The 23,737-nt window shown below is 50.1% G+C and carries 22 protein-coding genes, 1 pseudogene and 1 riboswitch; of the genes and pseudogenes, 10 read left to right on the top strand and 13 right to left on the bottom strand.

All coding sequences use genetic code 11. The annotated features are described in order from the left end of the window. Positions 1-2 precede the first annotated feature (2 nt). The 4 genes from artQ to yegS all read left to right on the top strand — a co-directional run bounded on the left by artQ (position 3) and on the right by yegS (position 3,377). Complete coding sequence (gene artQ, locus SK33_RS08495; protein ID WP_003027301.1) at positions 3-719, top strand: arginine ABC transporter permease ArtQ; 717 nt, start codon at positions 3-5, stop codon at positions 717-719. Beyond that, positions 719-1,387: an arginine ABC transporter permease ArtM gene (gene artM / locus SK33_RS08490; protein WP_003844364.1), complete on the top strand. Its 669-nt coding sequence runs from the start codon at positions 719-721 to the stop codon at positions 1,385-1,387. The genes artQ and artM overlap by 1 nt, the downstream gene beginning before the upstream one ends. Before the next feature lie 227 nt (positions 1,388-1,614). Continuing rightward, positions 1,615-2,346 carry an arginine ABC transporter substrate-binding protein ArtJ gene (gene artJ / locus SK33_RS08485; RefSeq protein ID WP_003027308.1) on the top strand — a complete coding sequence of 244 codons (732 nt, stop codon included), beginning with the start codon at positions 1,615-1,617 and terminating at the stop codon, positions 2,344-2,346. Between the two features lie 131 nt (positions 2,347-2,477). Beyond that, complete coding sequence (gene yegS, locus SK33_RS08480) at positions 2,478-3,377, top strand: lipid kinase YegS (RefSeq protein WP_048218219.1); 900 nt, start codon at positions 2,478-2,480, stop codon at positions 3,375-3,377. Between the two features lie 22 nt (positions 3,378-3,399). Here the strand turns inward: yegS and fbaB are convergent, their stop codons facing one another. After that, complete coding sequence (fbaB, locus tag SK33_RS08475; RefSeq protein ID WP_003027312.1) at positions 3,400-4,452, bottom strand: class I fructose-bisphosphate aldolase; 1,053 nt, start codon at positions 4,450-4,452, stop codon at positions 3,400-3,402. 252 nt (positions 4,453-4,704) lie between these two features. On the opposite strand from fbaB, the gene SK33_RS08470 reads away from it, so the two are divergent. From SK33_RS08470 to SK33_RS08460, 3 genes are read left to right on the top strand one after another with little or no spacing between them, the layout of a single operon-like run. Next, the gene (locus tag SK33_RS08470) at positions 4,705-5,991 is read left to right on the top strand and encodes a nucleoside permease (RefSeq protein ID WP_048218222.1); all 1,287 of its coding nucleotides are present in this window, start codon (positions 4,705-4,707) and stop codon (positions 5,989-5,991) included. Further along, positions 5,988-6,992, top strand: a complete 1,005-nt coding sequence (locus SK33_RS08465; RefSeq protein WP_032949627.1) for an ADP-ribosylglycohydrolase family protein — start codon at positions 5,988-5,990, stop codon at positions 6,990-6,992. The genes SK33_RS08470 and SK33_RS08465 overlap by 4 nt, the downstream gene beginning before the upstream one ends. After that, positions 6,989-7,954: a PfkB family carbohydrate kinase gene (locus SK33_RS08460; protein ID WP_032949628.1), complete on the top strand. Its 966-nt coding sequence runs from the start codon at positions 6,989-6,991 to the stop codon at positions 7,952-7,954. Before SK33_RS08465 ends, SK33_RS08460 begins: the two co-directional genes overlap by 4 nt. Here the strand turns inward: SK33_RS08460 and SK33_RS08455 are convergent. The 3 genes from SK33_RS08455 to thiM are packed head-to-tail and all read right to left on the bottom strand — an operon-like array spanning position 7,928 to position 10,302. Then, a complete protein-coding gene (locus SK33_RS08455) occupies positions 7,928-8,674 on the bottom strand; it encodes a GntR family transcriptional regulator (protein ID WP_003027325.1) in 747 nt (248 codons plus the stop codon). The two genes, SK33_RS08460 and SK33_RS08455, sit on opposite strands and share 27 nt — an antisense overlap. A gap of 42 nt (positions 8,675-8,716) precedes the next feature. After that, the gene (thiD, locus tag SK33_RS08450) at positions 8,717-9,517 is read right to left on the bottom strand and encodes a bifunctional hydroxymethylpyrimidine kinase/phosphomethylpyrimidine kinase (RefSeq protein WP_003844369.1); all 801 of its coding nucleotides are present in this window, start codon (positions 9,515-9,517) and stop codon (positions 8,717-8,719) included. 8 nt (positions 9,518-9,525) lie between these two features. Beyond that, positions 9,526-10,302, bottom strand: coding sequence for a hydroxyethylthiazole kinase (thiM, locus tag SK33_RS08445; protein WP_048218224.1), 777 nt, complete (start codon positions 10,300-10,302; stop codon positions 9,526-9,528). Positions 10,303-10,333: 31 nt separating this feature from the next. Continuing rightward, positions 10,334-10,430, bottom strand: a riboswitch (TPP riboswitch). A gap of 234 nt (positions 10,431-10,664) precedes the next feature. On the opposite strand from thiM, the gene SK33_RS08440 reads away from it, so the two are divergent. Further along, positions 10,665-10,997 carry an RcnB family protein gene (locus SK33_RS08440; RefSeq protein ID WP_016150637.1) on the top strand — a complete coding sequence of 111 codons (333 nt, stop codon included), beginning with the start codon at positions 10,665-10,667 and terminating at the stop codon, positions 10,995-10,997. A gap of 55 nt (positions 10,998-11,052) precedes the next feature. Here the strand turns inward: SK33_RS08440 and SK33_RS08435 are convergent, their stop codons facing one another. The 6 genes and pseudogenes from SK33_RS08435 to apbC all read right to left on the bottom strand — a co-directional run bounded on the left by SK33_RS08435 (position 11,053) and on the right by apbC (position 17,795). Further along, positions 11,053-12,075: a fimbrial protein gene (locus tag SK33_RS08435; protein WP_032949630.1), complete on the bottom strand. Its 1,023-nt coding sequence runs from the start codon at positions 12,073-12,075 to the stop codon at positions 11,053-11,055. Positions 12,076-12,086: 11 nt separating this feature from the next. Continuing rightward, positions 12,087-14,573 (bottom strand): annotated as a pseudogene (locus SK33_RS08430) (fimbrial biogenesis outer membrane usher protein). Between the two features lie 14 nt (positions 14,574-14,587). Then, the gene (locus SK33_RS08425) at positions 14,588-15,268 is read right to left on the bottom strand and encodes a fimbrial assembly chaperone (protein WP_032949632.1); all 681 of its coding nucleotides are present in this window, start codon (positions 15,266-15,268) and stop codon (positions 14,588-14,590) included. A gap of 63 nt (positions 15,269-15,331) precedes the next feature. Further along, positions 15,332-15,862 (bottom strand): fimbrial protein YehD, encoded by a 531-nt coding sequence (gene yehD / locus SK33_RS08420; protein WP_048218225.1) that lies wholly within the window; start codon positions 15,860-15,862, stop codon positions 15,332-15,334. A 277-nt stretch (positions 15,863-16,139) separates the two neighbouring features. Beyond that, complete coding sequence (locus SK33_RS08415) at positions 16,140-16,421, bottom strand: DUF2574 family protein (RefSeq protein WP_032949634.1); 282 nt, start codon at positions 16,419-16,421, stop codon at positions 16,140-16,142. A 264-nt stretch (positions 16,422-16,685) separates the two neighbouring features. After that, positions 16,686-17,795 (bottom strand): iron-sulfur cluster carrier protein ApbC, encoded by a 1,110-nt coding sequence (apbC, locus tag SK33_RS08410; protein WP_003027343.1) that lies wholly within the window; start codon positions 17,793-17,795, stop codon positions 16,686-16,688. 164 nt (positions 17,796-17,959) lie between these two features. Here apbC and metG point away from each other — a divergent pair, with 164 nt between their 5' ends. Continuing rightward, complete coding sequence (metG, locus tag SK33_RS08405) at positions 17,960-19,993, top strand: methionine--tRNA ligase (RefSeq protein ID WP_003027344.1); 2,034 nt, start codon at positions 17,960-17,962, stop codon at positions 19,991-19,993. A gap of 161 nt (positions 19,994-20,154) precedes the next feature. Continuing rightward, positions 20,155-20,613 carry a YehR family lipoprotein gene (locus SK33_RS08400; RefSeq protein WP_048218227.1) on the top strand — a complete coding sequence of 153 codons (459 nt, stop codon included), beginning with the start codon at positions 20,155-20,157 and terminating at the stop codon, positions 20,611-20,613. Between the two features lie 42 nt (positions 20,614-20,655). Here the strand turns inward: SK33_RS08400 and SK33_RS08395 are convergent, their stop codons facing one another. From SK33_RS08395 to SK33_RS08385, 3 genes are read right to left on the bottom strand one after another with little or no spacing between them, the layout of a single operon-like run. After that, positions 20,656-21,126, bottom strand: coding sequence for a DUF1456 family protein (locus tag SK33_RS08395; protein ID WP_003027346.1), 471 nt, complete (start codon positions 21,124-21,126; stop codon positions 20,656-20,658). 46 nt (positions 21,127-21,172) lie between these two features. Further along, positions 21,173-21,892: a two-component system response regulator BtsR gene (btsR, locus tag SK33_RS08390; RefSeq protein ID WP_003027347.1), complete on the bottom strand. Its 720-nt coding sequence runs from the start codon at positions 21,890-21,892 to the stop codon at positions 21,173-21,175. Further along, the gene (locus SK33_RS08385; protein WP_003027348.1) at positions 21,889-23,574 is read right to left on the bottom strand and encodes a sensor histidine kinase; all 1,686 of its coding nucleotides are present in this window, start codon (positions 23,572-23,574) and stop codon (positions 21,889-21,891) included. Before SK33_RS08385 ends, btsR begins: the two co-directional genes overlap by 4 nt. Positions 23,575-23,737: the final 163 nt, after the last annotated feature.

Genomic DNA, 23,737 nt, shown 5'->3' with positions numbered 1-23,737 from the left:
TGATGAATGAATTTTTTCCTTTAGCAAGCGCCGCCGGGATGACCGTCGGCCTTGCCGTTTGTGCGCTGATCATTGGCCTTGCGCTCGCCATGTTTTTTGCCGTCTGGGAGTCAGTAAAATGGCGCCCGGTGGCATGGGCGGGCTCGGCCCTGGTCACCATCCTGCGCGGTCTGCCAGAAATTCTGGTGGTTCTGTTTATCTATTTCGGCTCCTCACAACTGCTGCTGACGCTGGCCGATGGCTTTACGATAAATCTCGGGTTTGTACAAATCCCGGTTCAGATGCAGATCGAAAACTTCGACGTCAGCCCGTTCCTGTGCGGTGTCATTGCACTGTCATTGCTGTATGCCGCTTACGCGTCGCAAACGCTGCGTGGCGCGCTGAAGGCCGTGCCACTCGGGCAATGGGAGTCAGGTCAGGCGTTAGGTTTGTCTAAAGCCGCGATCTTCTTTCGTCTGGTGATGCCGCAGATGTGGCGTCATGCCTTACCGGGACTGGGTAACCAGTGGCTGGTATTGCTGAAAGATACCGCGCTGGTCAGCCTTATCAGCGTGAACGATCTGATGCTGCAAACCAAGAGCATCGCTACCCGTACCCAGGAGCCGTTTACCTGGTACATTGTGGCGGCCGCTATTTACCTGGTGATTACGCTGGTGAGTCAGTACATTCTCAAACGCATTGACCTGCGCGCGACACGTTTTGAGCGGAGACCAGGCTGATGCTTGAGTATTTACCTGAATTGTTGAAAGGGCTGCATACCAGCCTGACGCTGACGGTCGCCTCCATCGTGGTTGCTCTGGTGCTGGCGCTGATCTTCACCGTCATCCTGACGCTGAAAACGCCGGTACTGGTGTGGCTGGTTCGCGCTTATATCACGCTGTTTACCGGTACACCGCTGCTGGTGCAAATCTTCCTGATCTACTACGGGCCAGGACAGTTTCCGACGTTGCAAGAATATCCGGTACTTTGGCACCTGCTCTCTGAACCCTGGTTATGCGCCTTAATTGCGCTGTCGTTAAACAGTGCGGCCTACACTACGCAACTGTTCTACGGCGCTATCCGTGCAATCCCGGAAGGCCAGTGGCAGTCCTGCGGTGCATTGGGGATGAGCAAAAAGGATACGCTGGCGATTCTGTTGCCGTACGCTTTTAAACGCGCCCTCTCCTCGTATTCCAACGAAGTGGTGCTGGTATTTAAAAGTACCTCACTGGCTTACACCATTACGCTGATGGAAGTCATGGGCTATAGCCAACTGCTATATGGCCGCACATACGACGTTATGGTCTTCGGTGCTGCGGGTGTTATTTACCTGATCGTCAACGGCTTGCTGACGCTGATGATGCGCTTAATAGAGCGTAAAGCGCTGGCGTTTGAACATCGGAATTAAATCGGTATTTGTGCCTTTGTAGGTCGGATAAGGTCTAACACCGCCATCCGAAAAATGTGCATAAGCAAAAAATATAAAGACGGACAACAATCTAAATTGTCCGTCTTTTTTTATGTCAAAAAAAATACTTAATCATTTTTATTGCATATAAATTCATTAAATGGCATTGTTAATCCACGCCGCAGACACGGTAAATAATCATAAGATTGACAGACGGGAGTTCCACCATGAAAAAGTTAGTACTGGCCGCATTACTTGCTACTTTCGCCGCTGGCGCCTCAGCTGCTGATAAAATTAGTTTCGGGGTATCAGCCACGTATCCGCCATTTGAATCACTGGACGCCAGCAATAAGATTGTCGGTTTTGACATCGACCTGGCAACGGCGCTGTGCAAACAAATGCAGGCAGAATGTACTTTCACCAATCACGCTTTCGATAGCCTGATCCCCGCGCTGAAATTCAAGAAATATGATGCGGTTATTTCCGGAATGGATATCACCCCTGAGCGTAGCAAGCAGGTAGCATTTACTCAGCCTTACTATGCCAACTCCGCGCTGGTGATTGCGAAAAAAGACACCTATAAAACCTTTGCTGACCTGAAAGGTAAGCGCATCGGTATGGAAAACGGCACCACCCATCAGAAATACCTGCAGGATAAACATCCTGAGGTGAAAACCGTGGCCTACGATAGCTATCAGAATGCGATTATCGACCTGAAAAATGGCCGTATTGATGGCGTATTTGGCGATACTGCTGTGGTTAACGAGTGGCTGAAAACCAACCCGCAGTTAGGCGTAGCCACTGACAAAGTAACCGACCCGCAATACTTCGGTACTGGCCTTGGCATCGCGGTTCGCCCGGATAACAAAGCCCTGCTGGAAAAACTGAACAGCGCGCTGGCGGCAATCAAAGCTGACGGCACGTACCAGAAAATCAGCGATCAGTGGTTCCCGCAGTAACGTCTGCCCAATCTGAAAAGCCGCGCTCTGCGGCTTTTTTTATCTCTTCGCCTGCGCTTTCAGTCAGTTCTTACGCCATAAACACTTTCCTGGCATACACTTGTTAAAACGAAAAAAAGTGAGGCAAACGGATGATAGCGTTCCCTGCCAGTTTACTGATCCTCAATGGAAAAAGTGCTGATAATCTCCCCCTGCGTGATGCCATTGCGAAGCTTCGCGATGAAGGCGTGGAAATCCATGTTCGCGTGACCTGGGAAAAAGGCGATGCCCAACGCTACGTTGATGAAGCTCGTCAGCTAGGCGTTGAAACGGTGATTGCCGGCGGCGGCGACGGCACCATCAACGAAGTTTCGACGGCGCTGATCCAGTCGCAGGGCGACAATATTCCGGCGCTGGGTATTTTACCGTTGGGAACGGCAAATGATTTTGCCACCAGCATGGGGATACCCGACGACCTTGATAAGGCGTTAAAGCTGGCTATCGCCGCAAATGCGACAGCGATCGATATGGTGCAGGTCAATGATAAAACCTGTTTTATCAACATGGCGACCGGCGGCTTCGGCACACGCATCACTACCGAGACGCCGGAAAAACTCAAAGCTGCGTTGGGTGGCGTATCATACTTTATCCACGGATTAATGCGCATGGATACGCTCAAACCCGACGTCTGCGATATTCGTGGGGAAGATTTTCACTGGCAGGGTAAGGCGCTGGTGATTGGTATCGGTAATGGTCGTCAGGCTGGTGGCGGGCAACAGCTTTGCCCAACGGCGCTGATCAACGATGGTCTGTTGCAACTGCGCATTTTTACCGGCGAAGAACTGTTGCCAGGGCTGCTTTCGGCGTTAACGCAATCCGAAGACAACCCTAACATCATCGAGGGCGCATCATCGTGGTTTGATATCCGCGCCCCACACGAAATTACCTTTAATCTTGACGGCGAACCGCTCAACGGACAGGAGTTTCATATTGAAATCCTGCCTGAGGCGTTACGTTGCAGACTGCCGCCGGGTTGTCCACTGTTGCGCTAACACAACGACACCCCGGCTGTAATCAGGCGATGGTAACTTTGCTGTCCAGATAAACATCCTGCACGGCGTTAATCAGCTTAACGCCGTCGGCCATGGTTTTCTTGAATGCTTTGCGTCCAAGAATCAGCCCCATGCCGCCTGCTCGTTTGTTAATCACCGCCGTACGTACCGCATCACTGAGATCGGTTTCGCCGCCAGCCGCGCCGCCGGAGTTAATTAACCCGGCGCGCCCCATATAACAGTTCGCCAGTTGATAACGTACCAGGTCAATTGGATTCTCGCTGGTCAACTTGGTGTAGACGCGATCGTCGGTGTAGCCAAAATTAACCGCTTTATACCCACCGTTATTTTCCGCCATTTTCTGCTTAACGATATCCGCCCCGATAGTGGCCGCCAGATGGTTAGCCTGTCCGGTAAGATCGGCAGAAACATGGTAATCCACGCCATCTTTTTTAAACGCGGAGTTACGCAGATACGCCCACAGCACGGTGACCATACCCAGCTCATGGGCGCGCTCAAACGCGGCCGAAATCTCCTCAATCTGGCGGCGGGATTCCTCAGAACCGAAATAGATTGTTGCCCCTACCGCAACCGCACCCATATTGAACGCCTGCTCTACGCTGGCATACAGCGTCTGGTCGAACGTATTCGGATAGCTGAGCGTTTCGTTGTGGTTAATTTTAACGAGGAACGGAATGCGGTGCGCGTAGCGGCGGGAGACAGAAGCCAGCACGCCATAGGTCGATGCCACGCAGTTGCACCCTGCTTCGATAGCCAGCTCCACAATATTCTTCGGATCAAAGTACAGCGGGTTAGCCGCAAACGATGCGCCAGCGGAGTGCTCTACCCCCTGGTCCACCGGTAGAATCGACAGATACCCTGTCCCGGCCAGTCGCCCCGTGTTATACAGCGTCTGCATGTTACGCAGCACGGCAGGCGGCCGATTGTTATCCACCATCACACGGTCGACGTAATCATGTCCAGGCAGGTAAAGTTGATCAGAAGGAATGGTCATACAACGATGCTGTAAAAGGTTGTCGGCGTCTTTGCCAAGCAACTGCGCAATATCAGTCATAGCTATGCTCCCGTAATTTCCGATTTGAAACCGGAATGTGGATTGTCCTGACCCGCTTTGTTGCGGGCAGCATTAAGCCTGGTACCGACTGCGTTTTTTTTCCATCTTTAGCGCACTTTTCAGCAACTTCTGCTGGCTCGATTCAGGAAGAAATAATGTTAAGGCGGTCAAATTTAGACCACAAAGGTATTTTAAAGGTATTATCAGATGGTACTATCAATGCGTACCTTACCTGTCATGAAGGATTTAAAGATGAAAACTACAGTTAAGCTGTCGTTCATGATGTTTGTAGAGTGGTTTATCTGGGGCGCCTGGTTTGTACCGCTGTGGCTGTGGCTGAGTAAAAGCGGCTTTAGCGCCGGGGAGATCGGCTGGTCCTACGCTTGTACCGCGATCGCCGCGATCGCCGCGATCCTGTCGCCCATTCTGGTCGGTTCAATCACTGACCGCTTTTTCTCCGCGCAAAAAGTGCTGGCGGTGTTGATGTTCGTCGGCGCTATTCTGATGTACTTCGCCGCCCAGCAAACCACCTTCAGCGGATTCTTCCCGCTGTTACTGGCCTATTCGTTGACCTATATGCCGACGATTGCGCTGACTAACAGTATTGCTTTTGCCAACGTACCGGACGTTGAGCGTGATTTCCCGCGCATCCGAGTGATGGGAACCATCGGCTGGATTGCCTCTGGTTTGGCCTGTGGTTTCTTACCGCAAATGCTTGGCTATAGCGACATTTCACCCACCAATATTCCCCTGCTGATCACTGCCGGAAGCTCTGTACTGTTGGGCGTCTTTGCGTTCTTCTTACCGGATACGCCACCAAAAAGTACCGGTAAAATGGATTTCAAAGTCATGCTGGGTCTGGATGCGCTGATCCTGCTGCGCGATAAGAACTTCCTCGTCTTTTTCTTTTGCTCTTTCCTGTTTGCGATGCCACTGGCGTTCTATTACATCTTCGCCAACGGCTACCTGACAGAGGTCGGAATGAAAAACGCCACCGGCTGGATGACGCTGGGCCAGTTCTCTGAAATCTTCTTTATGCTGGCGCTACCATTTTTCACCAAACGCTTTGGCATTAAAAAGGTATTGTTACTTGGTCTTATTACTGCGGCGATCCGCTACGGATTTTTCGTTTACGGCGGTGCGGAAGAATATTTCACTTACGCCCTGCTGTTTCTCGGCATTCTGCTGCACGGCGTCAGTTACGACTTCTATTACGTCACGGCCTACATCTATGTCGATAAAAAAGCGCCGGTTCACATGCGCACCGCAGCGCAAGGGCTTATCACCCTCTGCTGTCAGGGATTCGGCAGCCTGCTCGGTTACCGTCTGGGCGGCGTGATGATGGAAAAAATGTTTGCTTACCAGGAACCGGTTAATGGTCTCACCTTTAACTGGGCTGGCATGTGGGGATTTGGCGCGGTCATGATTGCCGTCATTGCCGTGATGTTTATGATTTTCTTTCGCGAATCTGACAAAGAAATCACCGCCATTAAGGTGGACGATCGCGATGTAGCGTTGAAACAAGGGGAAGTAAAATGAAAGCAGAACGTATTCTCGGTGCTCTTTATGGGCAGGCGTTAGGGGATGCGATGGGCATGCCGTCGGAACTGTGGCCAAGAACCCGGGTTAAAGCCCATTTCGGTTGGATCGACCGTTTTTTACCCGGCCCTGCGGAAAATAATGCCGCCTGCTATTTTAACCAGGCGGAGTTCACTGATGACACGTCCATGGCGCTGTGTCTGGCAGATGCCCTGCTTGAATGCGACGGCGAAATTGTACCAGACGTAATTGGTCGCAATATTCTGGCCTGGGCCGAGCAATTTGATGCCTTTAATAAAAACGTGCTCGGCCCGACCTCAAAAATTGCGCTCAAAGCCATTCGCGACGGCAAACCTGTCGCCGAACTGGAGAATAATGGCGTGACCAACGGTGCGGCAATGCGCGTTTCGCCACTGGGATGCCTGCTACCCGCCCGCAATCTTGATGCCTTTATCGATGATGTGGCATTGGCCTCCAGCCCGACGCATAAATCGGATCTGGCTATCGCGGGAGCCGTTGTCGTCGCGTGGGCGGTATCGCGCGCCATCGACGGAGGAACATGGTCAGAGATTGTTGATGCGCTGCCTGCCATTGCCCTGCATGCGCAGCAAAAGCGGATCACTACCTTTAGCGCCTCTCTCTCTGCACGCCTTGAGATGGCGCTGAAAATCGTCCGTAATGCCGACGGCATTGAGTCTGCCAGCGAACAGCTGTATCAGGTGGTGGGAGCCGGAACCAGTACGATTGAGTCCGTGCCTTGCGCCATCGCGATGGTCGAACTGGCGCAGACCGATCCCAACCGCTGCGCCATTCTGTGCGCGAACCTCGGCGGCGATACCGATACCATCGGAGCGATGGCTACCGCCATTTGTGGCGCGCTGCACGGCGTCGGCGCGATTGACCCGGCATTGAAGCAGGAGTTGGATGCGGTTAATCAGCTGGACTTTACCCGCTACGCCAGTGGGTTAATGCGACTGCGTGAGCAGCGGGAGGCGCTATGAGCAATACGCATCTGCAACAACTTCTCTCGCAGTTACGTACACAGCGGCCAGTAACGGTTGTGGGTGCAGCGGTGATTGATGTCATTGCCGATGCGTATGCCCTTCCCTGGCGAGGCTGTGACATCGAACTCAAACAGCAAGGCGTGAACGTTGGGGGCTGCGCGCTCAATATTGCCGTAGCGCTCAAGCGTTTAGGTATCGACGCCAGTAATGCGTTACCGCTGGGTCAGGGGGTGTGGGCCGACATTATCCGCAATCGGATGGCAAAAGAGGGGCTGCACAGCCTGATCGACAACGCTGAAGGCGATAACGGCTGGTGCCTGGCGCTGGTGGAACCGGATGGCGAACGTACCTTTATGTCCTTTAGCGGCGTTGAGAATCAGTGGAATGCCGCCTGGCTGGCACAGCTGGATATCCCACGTCATAGCCTGGTGTATCTCTCGGGTTATCAGCTAGCGTCCCCGTGCGGTGAATTGCTGGTGCAGTGGCTGGAAGGACTGGAAGAGGTGACACCGTTTATCGATTTTGGCCCGCGCATCGGCGACATTCCTGAGCCCTTACTGGTACGAATTATGGCCCGCCGTCCGCTGGTGTCACTTAATCGTCAGGAGGCGGAAATTGCTGCCGAGCGATTTGCATTGAGTCTGGATGTGGAAGGTTTTGGCGCAGAATGGGTGCAGCGTTTCGCCGCACCGGTGGTCGTTCGTCACGATAAAGACGGCGCATGGTATTTCAGCGCACAGACATCCGGCTGCGTACCGGCATTTGCAACGGCGGTCATTGATACTATCGGCGCAGGAGACAGCCACGCCGGCGGCATGCTGGCCGGACTAGCGTCTGGCTGGACGCTGGCCGACTCAGTGCTGTTAGGTAACGCGGTGGCGTCCTGGGTAGTTGGGCATCGTGGCGGCGATTGCGCCCCATCACGCGAGGCGCTACTCCTCGCACACAAAAACGTATAGATCGCTACGACAGTAACTGATGCTGTATTCAATAGGCCGTTGCTGCTGGTCAAGCGCTACCTGCTTGATCACCAGTACCGGCACTTTACTATCCATTTGAATGTGCGCCTGGAACTCTGCATCCGGCATTCTGGCGCTAACGCGTGAGCGCGTGCGCTGTGGGAAAATATGCTGGCTACGAAAATAGTCATACAGAGAAACACCAATGGCATCCACGTCATGAATTAGATGTGCGGGTACCCAAGACTCTTCAATAGATACTGCGTCTTCGTCAACGTAACGAATGCGTTTGAGCAGAAAGACATCACTTCCTGTGACAACAGCCAACTGCTGTGCCACCTCTTCCGGGCAAGGTACAATTCTTTTGTTAACCCACAACGTATCCGGTTTTTTACCACGCAACACCACCTGCTGAGAAAAACCGCGCGCTTCTTTGAGCGAATACTCGAAGATATTGTTGATTTGCGTTCCGTAACCGCGGGCACGTGTTACTACACCTTCTTCTTCCAGGGCCTGCATCGCCTTGCGTACCGTAATCCGAGAAACGCCGGTCAACTGGCTGAGGTCGCGCTCGCCGGGCAGGATATTGCCGTGTTCCAGGATACCACTGCGCACAGCATTCTTCACCGTCTGCGCAAATTTCATATACAGCGGCGTGTTATCCGCCGCTGAAATACGTTCATTCAGTTGTGCGATAAGCTGGGTATGCGCTTGTTCCATTTATCTTTTCCCTGGCCGCCGTTTCTGCAGCCAGTATACCCATTACCACCACGCGTGAAAATGATGCACCGGACCAATTCCCTCGCCAACTTCCAGCGTGTCTGCCTGTGCCAGCGCCGCTGAAAGCCACAGTTTGGCTTCCTGTACGGTATCGGCCCAGTTGTTATGGCGCGGACGCAGGGCTGCCAACGCCGCCGATAGCGTACAACCGGTGCCATGGGTATTTTTGGTCATCACCCTCGGCGCGGTAAAACGCTGCTCGCCGTCGCGAGTAAAGAGCCAGTCGGGGCTTTGCGCGTCATCCAGATGACCGCCCTTCATCAACACCGCCTCGCAACCCAGCGCCCGTAGCGCTCTTCCCTGCTCTAACATCTCCTGCTCAGTCTGCGCATGCGATGCCCCGAGCAGTGCAGCTGCTTCGGGTAAATTAGGGGTGATAATCGAAACCTGTGGCAGCAAACGGGTACGCAGCGTTTCTACCGCCGAGGGTGACAGCAACGGATCGCCGCTTTTCGCCAACATCACCGTGTCCAGCACCACATTTTGTACCCGATGACGACGCAAACGTTCGGCGACCGCTTCAACAATATCCGTCTCCGCCAACATACCAATTTTTGTGGTGTCGATACGCACATCACTCAACACAGAGTCCAGCTGCGCAGCGACAAAGTCAGGTTCAATACGATACACCGACTGCACCCCGCGCGTATTTTGCGCCACCAACGCCGTAATAACGGAACAGCCGTATGCGCCCAGCGCCGAGAAGGTTTTTAAATCGGCCTGAATACCCGCGCCACCGCTTGGATCGGTTCCGGCGATCGTTAATGCGTTAATCCGTTTCATGCTTACTCCTAGGCGTTCAGGTTATAAAGGGCGTCGAGAAATGCCGGGACAAAGCTGCCCGGTCCGTTTGATTGCTCGGTGGCGATTTGCCCGGCCTGTTTCATCCAGCTACAGGCGGAAGCGACGTTATCAAGTCGGTCACCACGCAAGGCACAACTGGCTGCAACAACCGCTGATAGCGCGCATCCGGTGCCCACCACGCGAGTCATTAACGAGTCGCCGCCGTCCACGCAAACGGTACGCTGATCATCGGTGACGTAATCCACTTCGCCGGTAACCACGACAATGGTCCCAATCTGACGAGCCAGCGCCTGCGCTGCCGGAAGCGCAGCGACAGCTGTATCGGTTGTATCCACGCCGCGTCCCCCACCGTTCATGCCGGCCAGAGCAAGTATTTCCGAAGCGTTGCCACGAATAGCAGCAGGCTGTAGCGACAATAAATCCAGACAAAAGCGGCGGCGAAACTCAAGCGCGCCTACGGCAACGGGATCGAGCGTCCACGGGGTTTTAGCATGATAAGCCCGCTCAACGGCGGCGCGCATCGCCATGGCCCGCTCCTGAGTTAAGGTGCCGACATTAACCAGCAATGCACTGGCAATAGCGGCGAATTGGCTGGCTTCTTCAGGTTCGATCACCATCGCCGGCGATGCGCCCAGCGCCAGTAATGTATTGGCAGTAAAGCTTTGCACGACCTCATTGGTCATACAGTGTGTGAGCGGGGATAGGGTTCTAAATTGGTGCAAAGTGTGAGCCGCGAGCGCGCGGCTGTGCAGGTCAGGCTGCATGGTTCAGCTCCTGCCCGCGCGAAGAAGGGACACGGGCAGTGTCAGACTTCCCTACGCTGGCATTATCCAGATCAGGTGGTACGGGTATTTCTCAGCCTTCACCAGGAAGGGCACCCCGAGTCGTTGAAACACAAACGTAATATGCTGGTTTCAGTAACAGGATACTGCCTGTGCTTAGCGATGTAAATTGGCGTACTACCCGCCCTCACAGTGAAACTACTGGTCAAGGTTGCTGCAATTCTGTACTTTCATTTACACTTTTTACGAAATGACTGGAGTGATCACAAAATAGTGCTTGTCAGACATCCGGTATGCCAGGAATGATACATGACTGATTTTGATGACCCGAAGAGGTAGAGAGGATGGGTATGAAGAATAAAATGTTGCTGGGTGCACTTCTGCTTGCAAGCAGCGTCGTCTGGGCCGCGCCAACCGCAACAGCTGCACCCACCGGTATCGATAAGTATGAACTGAGCAGCTTTATTGCTGACTTCACCCATTTCAAACCCGGTGACAAGGTTCCACCACTGTATCTCACCGAAGAATACACCATTAAACAGTGGAATCTACGCAATCTGCCCGCGCCGACGGCAGGCACCCACTGGACCTACATGGGCGGCGCGTATGTGCTGGTCAATGATGCCGATGCTAAGATCATTAAAGCCTACGATGGCGAGATTTTTTATCACCGCTAATCGAATAAAAACACGTACTTTCAGCAAGAAAGTACGTGAGATAACCACCAATCAATTAGTCGTAAGATACCGCAAAGGTCACTTTGCTTTGTACGTCACCAGGCTGTAGTGATTCTCCTGTTACGCGAACATATTTCGCAGTGATGGGAAAAGTGTAACTACTTTTTATTTCAGTCAGTTTAGCTATTTTGTTCATCAGCGTATCCCCCAATTTCAACGGCGATGTCGCACTGCCGTTAAAAATCTGGAAACCCACTCCCTTTGCGCCATTCATTACGGTATTTTTCAGTATCGTTCCACTACTATCCCAGTCGCCGCGTACCACTTTAAAACTCACTGGATTGGTTGTGACGTTATTGATGCTTTCGCATTTCAGTTCCAGTTCTGTGGAACCAGATTTAGTATTGTTTGCGCTTAACATTTCTTTTAGCGTCGTATTCGGCATCTTAATTTCGTATGTCGACTGGGAGAAACGACAGGTTGTTGGTTTGTGCTTGACGGTAAATGTAATATTTTGTGCGTAAGTGTTTTTACCACTCAGTTTACCTGTCAACCAACACCATAGCCACGCCCCAAGACTCTTCCGACATGAATTATCAGCTAAAATATTGATTGCCGGACGCCCCAAATTTATCGTATTACCACTAGATATCGCTAAATCAGCACTGCCAGGTGTTATATATGAAACTTCAAGAATAAATGGTTTTGAGTTAAACGCCTCTTGTGTTGTATATGATTTTGAGGCAATTACCCCTCCCCCATTACCCGTCGCAACAGGAAATTCAGTGTTTTCGAGCATGTTAAACTTTAGAAAAATAGATTTATTCGCACCGGGTTCCTTCAATTCTATGACATAGTTTTGAAATGGCGTCGTATAATCCATAAAATCTGTATTTTCATTACATGAAAAAGTATCGTTTAGGTTTGTGTTTATTACAAGACGAACAGGAGAACCCACCATTACTGTCGTCATGTCCAGCTCTATCGTTTGTTGTGCTGATGTATTCGAACCTAATGTACATTTAGCCTGCACCAAGAAAGGAAGCAAACATAAAATTAAAACCCAATATTTTTTCATAACCGAATCCCTTATCGGCAAATATAGACTTTATTCTCATCAATCACCTTATCGAAGGTAATCGTGCAGAATTGTCCCTGATTTTTATTAACCACGACGCGTACCGATGCGGGAATATCGTTGGTGCGAATAAATAACCGACTGCCCTGGCCGATCAGACCGACGTTATTACCTGCGCTATCTTCAACCTCATAGCCGAACGATAACGGAGAGCCGTCTGGTCGTTTGGCGAGGAAATACCATAGCTTACGCTGATCGGTTTCAAACTCCGTCATCACGACCGCGCCGCGATAAGGAACAGTAGCTTTACGATTACCCAGCAGCGCCACGTCGCTTTTACTATCGGACAAATCCAGCATCAGCATATTTTCACGATACGGCGTCAGGCTGTCATACATAGCGTAACCTTTACTGTCCGTTGTTAAGTAACGGTGTCCCTGCACCGCCGCCCCCTGTAAACCCGGCGCTTTAACAATGGCGAAAGTATCGGAAAGCCGTGACGTCAGCGCCACGCCGTCAGACCACACCACAACACCGCCCTGAATATTACCGCTGGCCTGTTGATACTTATTCGACTGGCTGTAGCTGCCGCCTATGGTCGCTATCTGCGCGCGCCAGGCCATATTACCGCCCGCAGTTGTTTCATTCCCCTGCCGTTGGTGACTGAGGTTGGCGCCGTAGCTGAACTAATCGCGATTACCCGCCACCCCGCTTAAGCTGGTGTTATTCGACTGATAACCGTCATCATCGAATGTCGTTGAGTTAGAGACAAACAGATCGCGGCGAGGGGTAGATATCCCGTCCCCCCACGAGAATGGGATGGAGATATACAGGTTAAAACGCTTATCCTCGTGATTATCCTCATCGTACGTTTGGCTAACGGCAAAGGTATAGCTGATACGTTGCCAGGAGTTCGAATAACTTATTTGATAATCTTTACCCGTTCCGCTGCGTTGCCAGTAATCACGCCACAAACCGCTTACGGCCAGAAATCCCAAGTCGCCAGGCAATGCCTGATTGATGTTCAGGGAAAAACTATTCTTACGGCCAAAATCATTCTGATAATAATCAGCAATGTCATAAACATCATTTTCATCACGGTTGTAGCTATTTTTGTTATTCGCCCAAACGTGATCGTTAAAGGTACGATAATCCCGCGAAGAGTAGCGAAAGGCCGCCAGCGCAAACTGAGTTCCGGTCTGTACGACATATTTATTCCATGCTACCTGATAACTCTGTCCGTCAAAAACGCCGTTATCCTGCTCACTGTGCGATCGTGTGGCGTCTACCGAAACCGCACCAATTGGCGTATTCCATCCTGTGCCAAGCACAAATGAATAATAGTTATCCGATAACATTGAGCCGCCATAAACTGTAAGCAGATTGTTCAAGCCATAAAAATAACTACCCTGCATAAAATCAGACTGATTACTCGCACCTGCAATATCGCTACGTCCGGCAGCCAAATCATATTTCGCCACACCTGCCTGCAACATATTCGGTACCGATGAATAAGGTACCAGGTAATGTCTTATCGAACCATCTGCCTCTTTAACACTCACATCCAGATCTGCACCACCACCTGCAAGCTGCAAATCATCAATGGCAAATGGGCCTGGAGAGACCTCTTTTTGATAAATCACAAAACCATTTTGTTCGATGGTTACCAGCGCGTTACTCTGGGCAATACCACGTACTACTGGGGTAAAATTCTGTTTTGAGTTCGGTAACATTTGCATATCACGCCAGATACGCACCCCGCGAAAGCGTACCGCGTCAAAAATATCCGCCCCGGTATACATGTCCCCGACGCGCAATGTACCGAGAATAGACGGAATACCACGTTCCACATATAACGTATTACTTTTCCACTCGCCGCTACCTTCGTTGCCTTTGGTATAGTTGGCATTCGAATGCAGCTGCCAACCCAGCACATTCAACCCGCTGTTCAGATTAACATAGCTACTTTTATCATTACCGCCGTGTTTATAATCACTGTAATACTGGCTGGCATAATAAGCCATATAAAATGCGTTAATTCCACGGTCCCAAGTTTCGGGAGGCATATAACCCGGTTCATATTCGTTCACAAATGCCTGAGGCACGCTCAGATTTAATGCAAACTGCCCAATATCATACCCTATGTTGCCGCCCTGTACTGCTGATCGTAGCGGAACACAATCCACGCTTTTATCCGCTTTAATACCGTCGGTACGAATGCCTATCTGCTGTAATTGCGCCCAGGATAAACATGTTTCATCGGGATCGGTTTTAATATTAATATCATAATGACCACGCCACTGATTATTCAGATAAATGTCCATCTCGTACATGCCTGGCATGGGCTTATCACCATCAATTAGATAGCGTGATATTTTTTCACCATTTAAACCACCAATCATAAAGTGGGTGTCAAACGTTTCTTCTTCAGCCCATACAGATGATGAAGTCGCCAGCACCGACAAAATGGCCAGTGTAATCGAATTAATCTTTGACATAGCCAGTCCTTGAGCTATTTTTCAGTTTTGATTTTTTCACTCAAATAATTGCCGTGATCATCAATGAGCGTAACATTGTAATAATTCACAATAGCAGAAGTGCTCAGCATTTTTTCTGACCACGGTGCCAACAGCATAGTTTCTTTATTAAGTTTCGCTTTACCGCTAAGCTCAGGGATAGTTATCCAGTTAGCCGAATTATTCTTGATTGTAATACCGCCACCACTATTTCTGATGTTCAGCTGGGTAAAGCTATTTTTATCAACACCGGCAATTCCCTGTGGGCGATAAATAAATTTAATACGGTTTTGCATCGCAAATTTAATGATGTTCTTACCTTCGGAATCTGCAGAGTTCGGTGGGATATCCAGCACGTTAAGGAAGAATAAACTTTCGCGATCTTTCGGCAACGTATTTGGCAACAGCTTAATTTTCAGCTGTTGGCCAGAACCACCGCTCACCTTTGCCACCGGCGGTGTCATCACAAACGGTACCTGAATTTTCTCCGGCGGCAGGTCGGTGTCACCATCATCAATCCACGACTGGACGAGTGCACTGCGATTGCCTTCATTCATTAACTGCACGGTAATCTCTTTTTTCTGCGCCGGATAAATGATACGCGTACCGTAAATATAAATGCCACCCCACGCAGGCAATACTGTGCCAGCCAAAAATAATGCTAATATCTTTTTCATTATAATTATCCTTACTACAGAAATAATCGGCGGCCGCAGCCGCCGACAAACAGGATAGTAATCTTAATCAGTTACTACGGTCATCGTAAGCGAAGAGGCAACATCACCACTCTCGACAATACCAGTTCCAACTTTCGCATAACGCGCACTAAAGTCCAGAACATATTTATTGTCGGCTGTTTTGGTTAACTGAATACCAGACTCAGGATTAACCTGTTCATTACCATAATAGACTGCAAAACCAGCACCGTTATTCGAGACGGTATTTCGTGTAATGTATTTATTCGTGCTGTCGAATTGAGAACTGGAGAAAGTTATTTTCGGTGCTTCAGTCCCCGTACACTCTACTGTCAGTGGTACAGTAGTTTTATTTGTGTAACCATCATAAACACCACCAGCACTCAAAGCATTTAATCTGTCAGCACCAATTTGGTTCATACCAATAGTCGCGGTGGAATCACCAGTAAATTTACAGGTAGTTCCAACCACCTTACCCGTAATAATTAATTCACCCTGATCGGTATCAGCAGCAAAAGTCCCAGCGCTCATAAATACAACAGACAAAACAGCAGCAGAAATAATTGAACGTTTCATAATATCTTCCCTAATGAATTAATTTCGATTTGTTAAGAGCAGTTATCTCTTGAAAAGAAATTCTCACAGCTGAAACGTTGCCGCAATGTAAACGCGTTGTTTTATTGATTTAAAACAAGTTACAAATCGCAATATACATGCAACAAATAAATCAGGATTTGTATTATTTTCAGAATTAATAAATCTATGTAATTAACTGCCAGGAAGAATTTATTCAATGCATAGAAAACCACATATCATTCATTAAAATGATATGTGGTTAATAAAGGCGTTCTTTTTAATCGTAGCGATTGAGTACGATCTGTCGCGTGGTATCGCCAGGGACAGTAACCACTTCCGTCACCACCCCGCGCGCAGGTGAAGAAGCAACATCGTTAACAGTTGAAAAATGAAGTGTCTTGCCACACCGCTGTTGCACGTTGTTATTCACAACATCGGTACTACAGGTTGGTTCGGTTACTCGTCCACTGATTGTTAAGGTCGCGGTATCGGAAGCAAACGCAGATGCACTTATTCCATAAGTCAAAATGATAGTTCCCATCAGCGAGCTAATTTTCATTTTTATCGTCACCTCTGTCGTTAACATCAAATAACATGCAGATGGCCTGTCAGCGTAATATGGGCAAAACGCGCTGTTCAATCCAATTGAAATTGTAGATTAATGAGATAGATTTGATCAATTGCAATGATGCATTGAGGTGATTCATTCGGAAAAAGGCATGAATTATAAACGCAGAATGAACAATATCGTAATATTTTTAAATTTAATATATTCACCGCATCAATAATACATTAATGCGGTGAATATCTGTAACGCTATAAATTACACCGCGCGGAAAGCAATCTCGCCCGGAATAACTTCTCCCTGCCAATACAGCTGTGCCGCCACACGCCCTGCAAGGTCGCGGTAAATGGCGGTAAATTCGCTGTCTGGACGGCTGATAACCGTCGGCGTACCGCGATCGAGGTCTTCACGCAGAGAAATATGCAGCGGCATTTGTCCCAGCAGTTGGGTGTGGTACTGCTCGGCCAGTTTCTGCGCGCCGCCGGTGCCAAAGATTGGCTCATGGTGACCGCAATTGCTGCAAATATGCATACTCATATTCTCAACAATACCCAATACCGGCACTTCGACTTTTTCGAACATCACAATGCCTTTTTTCGCATCGATCAGCGCGATGTCCTGCGGCGTAGTGACAACAACCGCGCCCGTTACCGGAATGTTCTGCGCCAGCGTCAACTGGATGTCACCAGTGCCCGGCGGCATATCCAGTACCAGATAATCAAGATCCGGCCATAAGGTTTCCTGCAACATCTGCAACAGCGCTTTACTGGCCATCGGGCCGCGCCACACCATCGCGTTATCGTCAGTGACCAGATAACCAATGGAGTTCGTTGCCAGACCATGAGACATGATCGGCGCCATGTGGGTACCATCTGGCGAGGTTGGACGCTGGTTTTCCGCGCCAAGCATTGTCGGGATAGACGGACCATAAATATCGGCGTCCAGAATCCCCACTTTCGCCCCTTCTGCAGCCAGTGCCAGCGCCAGGTTCACGGCGGTAGAAGATTTACCCACGCCACCTTTACCTGAACTGACGGCGATGATGTTTTTCACACCATTAATACCTGGCTGATTTTTCACGCGTTTCAGCGTCGCGATGTTATGCGACAGTTTCCAGTCGATCGCTTTCGCGCCGGTAATACGCAGCAGATCGGCGCTACATTGCTCTTTTAAGTCCTCAAACGCGCTATGCCAGACGAACGGCATGACCAGCTCAACGTGCAACGTGTCATCCATCCAGGCGACGTGGTGCAACGCTTTAAGCGTCGTCAGATTATGCTTCAGGGTTGAATGCTGAAAATTCGCCAGCGTCCCGGCAACCATGGCGCGCAGGGTCTCTGGTGATTTGGCCTGGGATTGTGCGTTCATCCCGACTCCTTTTTGTTGTTCTGAATATACAATAGTCACCAGGTAGTTTACTCCAACCGCAACAATTATTCATTTACGGATAAATGCCCTTATCGCTTGGCGCAGTAATTACCATTTTGGTACTATCAAAGCCCTTTTCACTACAAAAGAAGTAATTGCCCACTATGACTCAAGTCGCGAAGAAAATTCTGGTAACGTGCGCGCTGCCGTACGCCAACGGCTCAATCCACCTCGGCCATATGCTGGAGCACATCCAGGCTGATGTCTGGGTCCGTTACCAGCGAATGCGCGGCCACCAGGTTAACTTCATCTGCGCGGACGACGCACACGGTACGCCAATCATGCTGAAAGCACAGCAGCTTGGGATCACGCCAGAGCAGATGATCGGTGAAATGAGTCAGGAGCATCAGACTGATTTTGCAGGTTTTGACATCAGCTATGACAACTACCACTCGACGCACAGCGAAGAGAACCGTGAGCTGTCTGAGCTGATTTACACGCGCCTGAAGGAAAACGGTTTTATTAAGAACCGTACAATCTCCCAGCTTTACGATCCGGAAAAAGGCATGTTCCTGCCGGACCGTTTCGTTAAAGGCACCTGCCCGAAATGTAAGTCTCCGGATCAGTACGGCGATAACTGTGAAGTCTGCGGCGCAACCTACAGCCCAACCGAACTTATCGAGCCGAAATCCGTTGTGTCTGGCGCGACGCCGGTGATGCGTGACTCCGAACACTTCTTCTTTGACCTGCCGTCATTCAGCGAAATGCTGCAGGCGTGGACGCGCAGCGGCGCGTTACAGGAGCAGGTCGCCAACAAAATGCAGGAATGGTTCGAATCCGGCCTGCAACAGTGGGATATTTCCCGCGATTCCCCGTACTTCGGTTTTGAAATCCCGAATGCGCCTGGCAAGTACTTCTACGTCTGGCTGGACGCGCCAATTGGCTATATGGGTTCATTCAAAAACCTGTGCGATAAGCGCGGTGACACCACCAGCTTTGATGAATACTGGAAGAAAGATTCCGACGCCGAGCTGTATCACTTCATCGGTAAGGATATCGTTTACTTCCACAGCCTGTTCTGGCCTGCCATGCTGGAAGGCAGTAACTTCCGTAAGCCAACCAACCTGTTCGTCCACGGTTATGTGACGGTGAACGGCGCGAAGATGTCTAAATCTCGTGGCACCTTCATTAAGGCAAGCACCTGGCTGAAGCACTTCGATGCCGACAGTCTGCGCTATTACTACACGGCGAAACTATCTTCACGTATTGATGACATCGACCTGAACCTGGAGGACTTTGTTCAGCGCGTTAATGCCGATATCGTCAATAAAGTAGTCAACCTGGCATCCCGTAATGCAGGCTTTATTGCTAAGCGTTTTGACGGCATTCTGGCGACTGAGCTGGCCGACCCGGCGCTGTATAAAACCTTCACCGACGCCGCAGCAGCGATCGGCGAAGCATGGGAAAGCCGTGAATTTGGTAAAGCTATTCGTGAAATCATGGCGTTGGCCGACGTGGCAAACCGCTACGTTGACGAACAAGCACCGTGGGTTGTGGCTAAACAGGAAGGCCGCGATGCCGACCTGCAGGCAATTTGCTCCATGGGCATTAACCTGTTCCGTGTGCTGATGACTTACCTGAAGCCGGTTCTGCCAACGCTTGCTGAACGTGTGGAAGCGTTCCTTAACTGCGAACTGAGCTGGGATGCCATTGAGCAGCCACTGCTCGGTCACAAGGTCAACACCTTTAAAGCGCTGTACAATCGCATCGACATGAAACAAGTTGAAGCGCTGGTGGAAGCGTCGAAAGAAGAAGTGAAAGCCGCTGCCGCACCAGTAACCGGTCCGCTGGCGGATGACCCGATTCAGGAAACCATCACCTTTGACGATTTCGCCAAAGTTGACCTGCGCGTAGCGCTGATTGAAAACGCCGAATTCGTGGAAGGTTCCGACAAACTGCTGCGTCTGACGCTGGATCTCGGTGGTGAGAAACGAAACGTCTTCTCTGGTATTCGTTCTGCGTATCCGGATCCACAAACCCTGATTGGCCGCCAGACCATTATGGTTGCTAACCTGGCTCCTCGTAAGATGCGCTTCGGCATTTCTGAAGGGATGGTAATGGCCGCAGGTCCTGGCGGGAAAGATATCTTCCTGTTAAGCCCGGATGAAGGTGCAAAACCGGGCCAACAGGTGAAGTAAGTCAAGTATCTCAAGCGCTGCAACCGCAGCGCTTTTTTATTGCATCAGTTCTTCCCCTAATCTGAAATTCTCCCCTGCTCCATTTCCGGACTGCTCAGCCGCGGCAATTCGCCTTATTCTATCTCTCACTGGTGTTCGATATTCATAAAATGGAGTTTTACATGAAAGCGTTGCAAAAATTAGTTTCTCTGGCAGCTGCATCAGTTGTTGTTTTTTCCCTGGCAGGATGCGGTGATAAAGTAGAGACAAAAACATTTAATGCCAACCTCAACGGTTCGGATATCACTGTCTCTTACACCTATAAAGGTGATAAGGTCCTGAAGCAAATCTCTGAAAGTAAAATCAGCTATGCGTCAGTCGGTGCCAGCAATAAAGAAGAAGCAGCAAAAGTATTCGACGCATTAAGCGCCAAATATCAAAACATTACAGGCATAGAAGAAAAACTCATCTATTCAGATACTTACGCGCAAGAAAATGTCACTATCGATATGGAAAAAGTTGATATAAAAGCGTTGCAGGCCATTTCAGGGATGAAACTATCTGAAAACGCCGATAAAAACATCAGCATGAAGCAAATGCAAACGGTAATGGAATCGGCGGGTTTTAAAGAAGTGAAGTAAAGCATCGGCGACCCGATTTTGATCGTGGTCGCCAGCGCTGCTTTACGCTTTCTTTTTATGCTCTCGCGACGTTAAACCACGCAGAAAATAACGCAGGAACTGATCGCCGCATTCGCGATAATTCTTATGATCCGGTGCGCGCATCATGGCGGTAATTTCCGGCATCGACACACGGAATTTCTGCTCGGTCATAATTGCCAGAATATCATCGGTTTTCAGTGAAAAAGCGATACGCAGTTTTTTCAGCACCGTATTGTTGTTAACACGACGCTCAAGCGCCAGTTCCGGTGCAGAATCATCTTTACCACGCAGATGATAAATCAGACCGTTTAAAAAACCGGAGAGAATGATATCCGGGCAGCGAACAAACCCGTCTTCATCTTCTTTTGTCGTCCAGGTATCGAAATTTGCGGAGATGGATTCCATGTCAGCAAGCGCAAGAATACGCACCATGTCGTTATTGTTCGCTTTCAGGGTGTAGCGCAGGCTACGAAGAATATCGTTACTTAGCATAGAGCCTTCAACAGTCGGTGATGCAATGGCGCGCAGTGTATCAGTTTTACAGTCCAATCGCCTCTTTTAGACTTTTAAGATAACGACGACTCACCGGAACGGTCAGCCCGTTACGCAAAATCAGTTCCGCCTGGCCGTTGTCTTCCAGACGGATCTCCTGCAATTGCGCCATATTTACCAGATATTGTCTATGACAACGCAGCAGAGGAGTACGGCTCTCCAGCGTCCTGAGCGTCAGCTCAGTGAAGCCTTCTTTACCATCACTGCTGGTCACATATACGCCACTCATACGGCTGCTGATAAACGCCACGTCATCCATTTGCAGCAAATAAATTCGGCTGTGGCCGCTGCACGGAATAAACTTTAGCACCTGCTGATTTTCTGGCAGCAGTGATACATCCTGCTTCGTGCGCTCCTGACGCAAACGGATCAGCGTTTTTTCCAGCCGAGCTTCTTCGATCGGCTTGAGCAGATAATCAAACGCATGTTCTTCAAAGGCTTTCACCGCATACTCATCAAAGGCGGTCAGAAAAACAATGTACGGACGATGCTCGGGATCAAGCATGCCAACCATTTCCAGGCCGCTGATTCGCGGCATCTGAATATCAAGGAACAGAACATCCGGACGCAATTTATGTACCGCGCCAATGGCTTCCACCGCATTCGAACATTCGCCGACAATCTCGATGTCGCTTTGCTCCTGCAACAGGATCCGCAGATTTTCCCGGGCTAACGGTTCGTCATCGACAATTAGCACTTTGATCATGCCAGTTCCTCCAGAGGAAGTCGTAAAGTGATTCGGGTAAAGCGGTCAGGTTCACACGCTACGCTGATGCCAAAATCATCGCCAAACCGCTCGCGCAGTCGTTTATCGACCAGATTCATACCCAGTCCACTGGCTTCTGATGTTGGCTGATACAGCCCGGCATTGTCTTCGATATCCAGCATCAGATATTGCCCTTCTCGACGGGCGGTAATCGATACCTCACCGGTATCCAGCAGCTGAGAAGTACCGTGTTTGATGGCATTCTCCACGATGGGTTGCAGAGTAAAGGCGGGTAATTGCTGATGCGAAAGTTCTTCTGGCACCGTCAAAGTCACCTGAAGACGCGATTGGAACCGTGCCTTTTCAATTTGCAGATAAGCATTAACGTGTTCAATTTCATCGGCCAGCGTCACAATTTCCGACGGGCGTTTTAAATTTTTACGAAAGAACGTCGACAGATACTGCACCAGTTGGCTGGCCTGCTCGCTATCACGTCGGATCACAGCTTTGATGGTGTTGAGCGCATTAAACAGAAAATGGGGATTGACCTGGGCGTGCAGGAGTTTTATTTCCGACTGCGTGAGCATCGCTTTTTGCCGCTCATACTGCCCGGCCAGGATCTGCGCCGAAAGCAGTTGGGCGATCCCTTCCCCCAGCGTGCGGTTGATTGAGCTAAAGAGGCGGTTTTTGGCTTCATACAGTTTGATGGTCCCCATCACCCGCTGGTTTTCACCCCGCAAGGGGATCACCAGCGTCGAACCTAATTTACATTGCGGATGCAAAGAGCAGCGATAAGGGACTTCATTGCCGTCGGCATAAACCACCTCTCCGGTTTCAATCGCCCGTTGGGTGTACGAGGAAGAGATAGGTTTGCCCGGCAGATGATGGTCGTCACCAATACCGGTAAATGCCAGCAGTTTCTCACGATCGGTAATCGCCACCGCACCGATATCCAGCTCTTCATACAGCACCTGAGCAACCTTCATGCTGTTAACCTCGTTGAACCCCTGGCGCAAAATACCTTCCGTTGAAGCGGCAACTTTGAGCGCGGTTGCGGAAAAAGCGGAGGTATATTTTTCAAACATCGCCCGTTTATCGAGCAAAATACGCATAAATAAGGCGGCGCCGACAGTATTGGTCACCATCATAGGCGCGGCAATATTGCTGACCAGTCGATAGGCATCATCAAACGGCCTGGCGATCAATAAGATGATCAACATCTGCACCAGTTCAGCAACAAAGGTAATGGCGCCCGCCGTCAGCGGGCTGAATACTTTATCGGTACGACCACGACGGGTGAGCACGCTGTGCACCAGTCCGCCGAGCAACCCTTCCACAATGGTCGAGATCATGCAGCTAAGCGCCGTCATGCCGCCCATTGAATAACGATGTAAACCACCGGTCAGACCGACTAAGCCGCCAACCACAGGGCCGCCAAGCAGCCCGCCCATTACCGCACCAATAGCGCGAGTATTCGCAATGGAGTCATCAATGTGCAGCCCGAAATAGGTACCCAAAATGCAGAAAATGGAAAAGGTAACGTAGCAAAGCAGTTTGTGCGGCAGCCGGATAGTCACCTGCATCAGCGGAATAAACAAACGCGTTTTGCTCATGAGCCACGCGATAACGAGAAACACGCACATCTGCTGAAGCAGCAGCAACACCAGATTAAACTCGTACATACCCGCCAACCACACATCTCTTAAAAGCGCGTAACATACATGGGCTGCGCGTAACTTTCTTTGAAGTGTTGCAAAAAAAAAGGAATTTGTGAGAACGATCACTCGAAAGCGCGAGCATGACTACAAACTCACCCATTTATTGATCAAAAAACAGACAAAACTA

This window comes from Citrobacter sp. MGH103 (genome assembly GCF_001034475.2).
Classification (GTDB): Bacteria; Pseudomonadota; Gammaproteobacteria; order Enterobacterales; family Enterobacteriaceae; genus Citrobacter; species Citrobacter freundii.
This window is presented reverse-complemented; position numbering and strand designations above follow the sequence as displayed.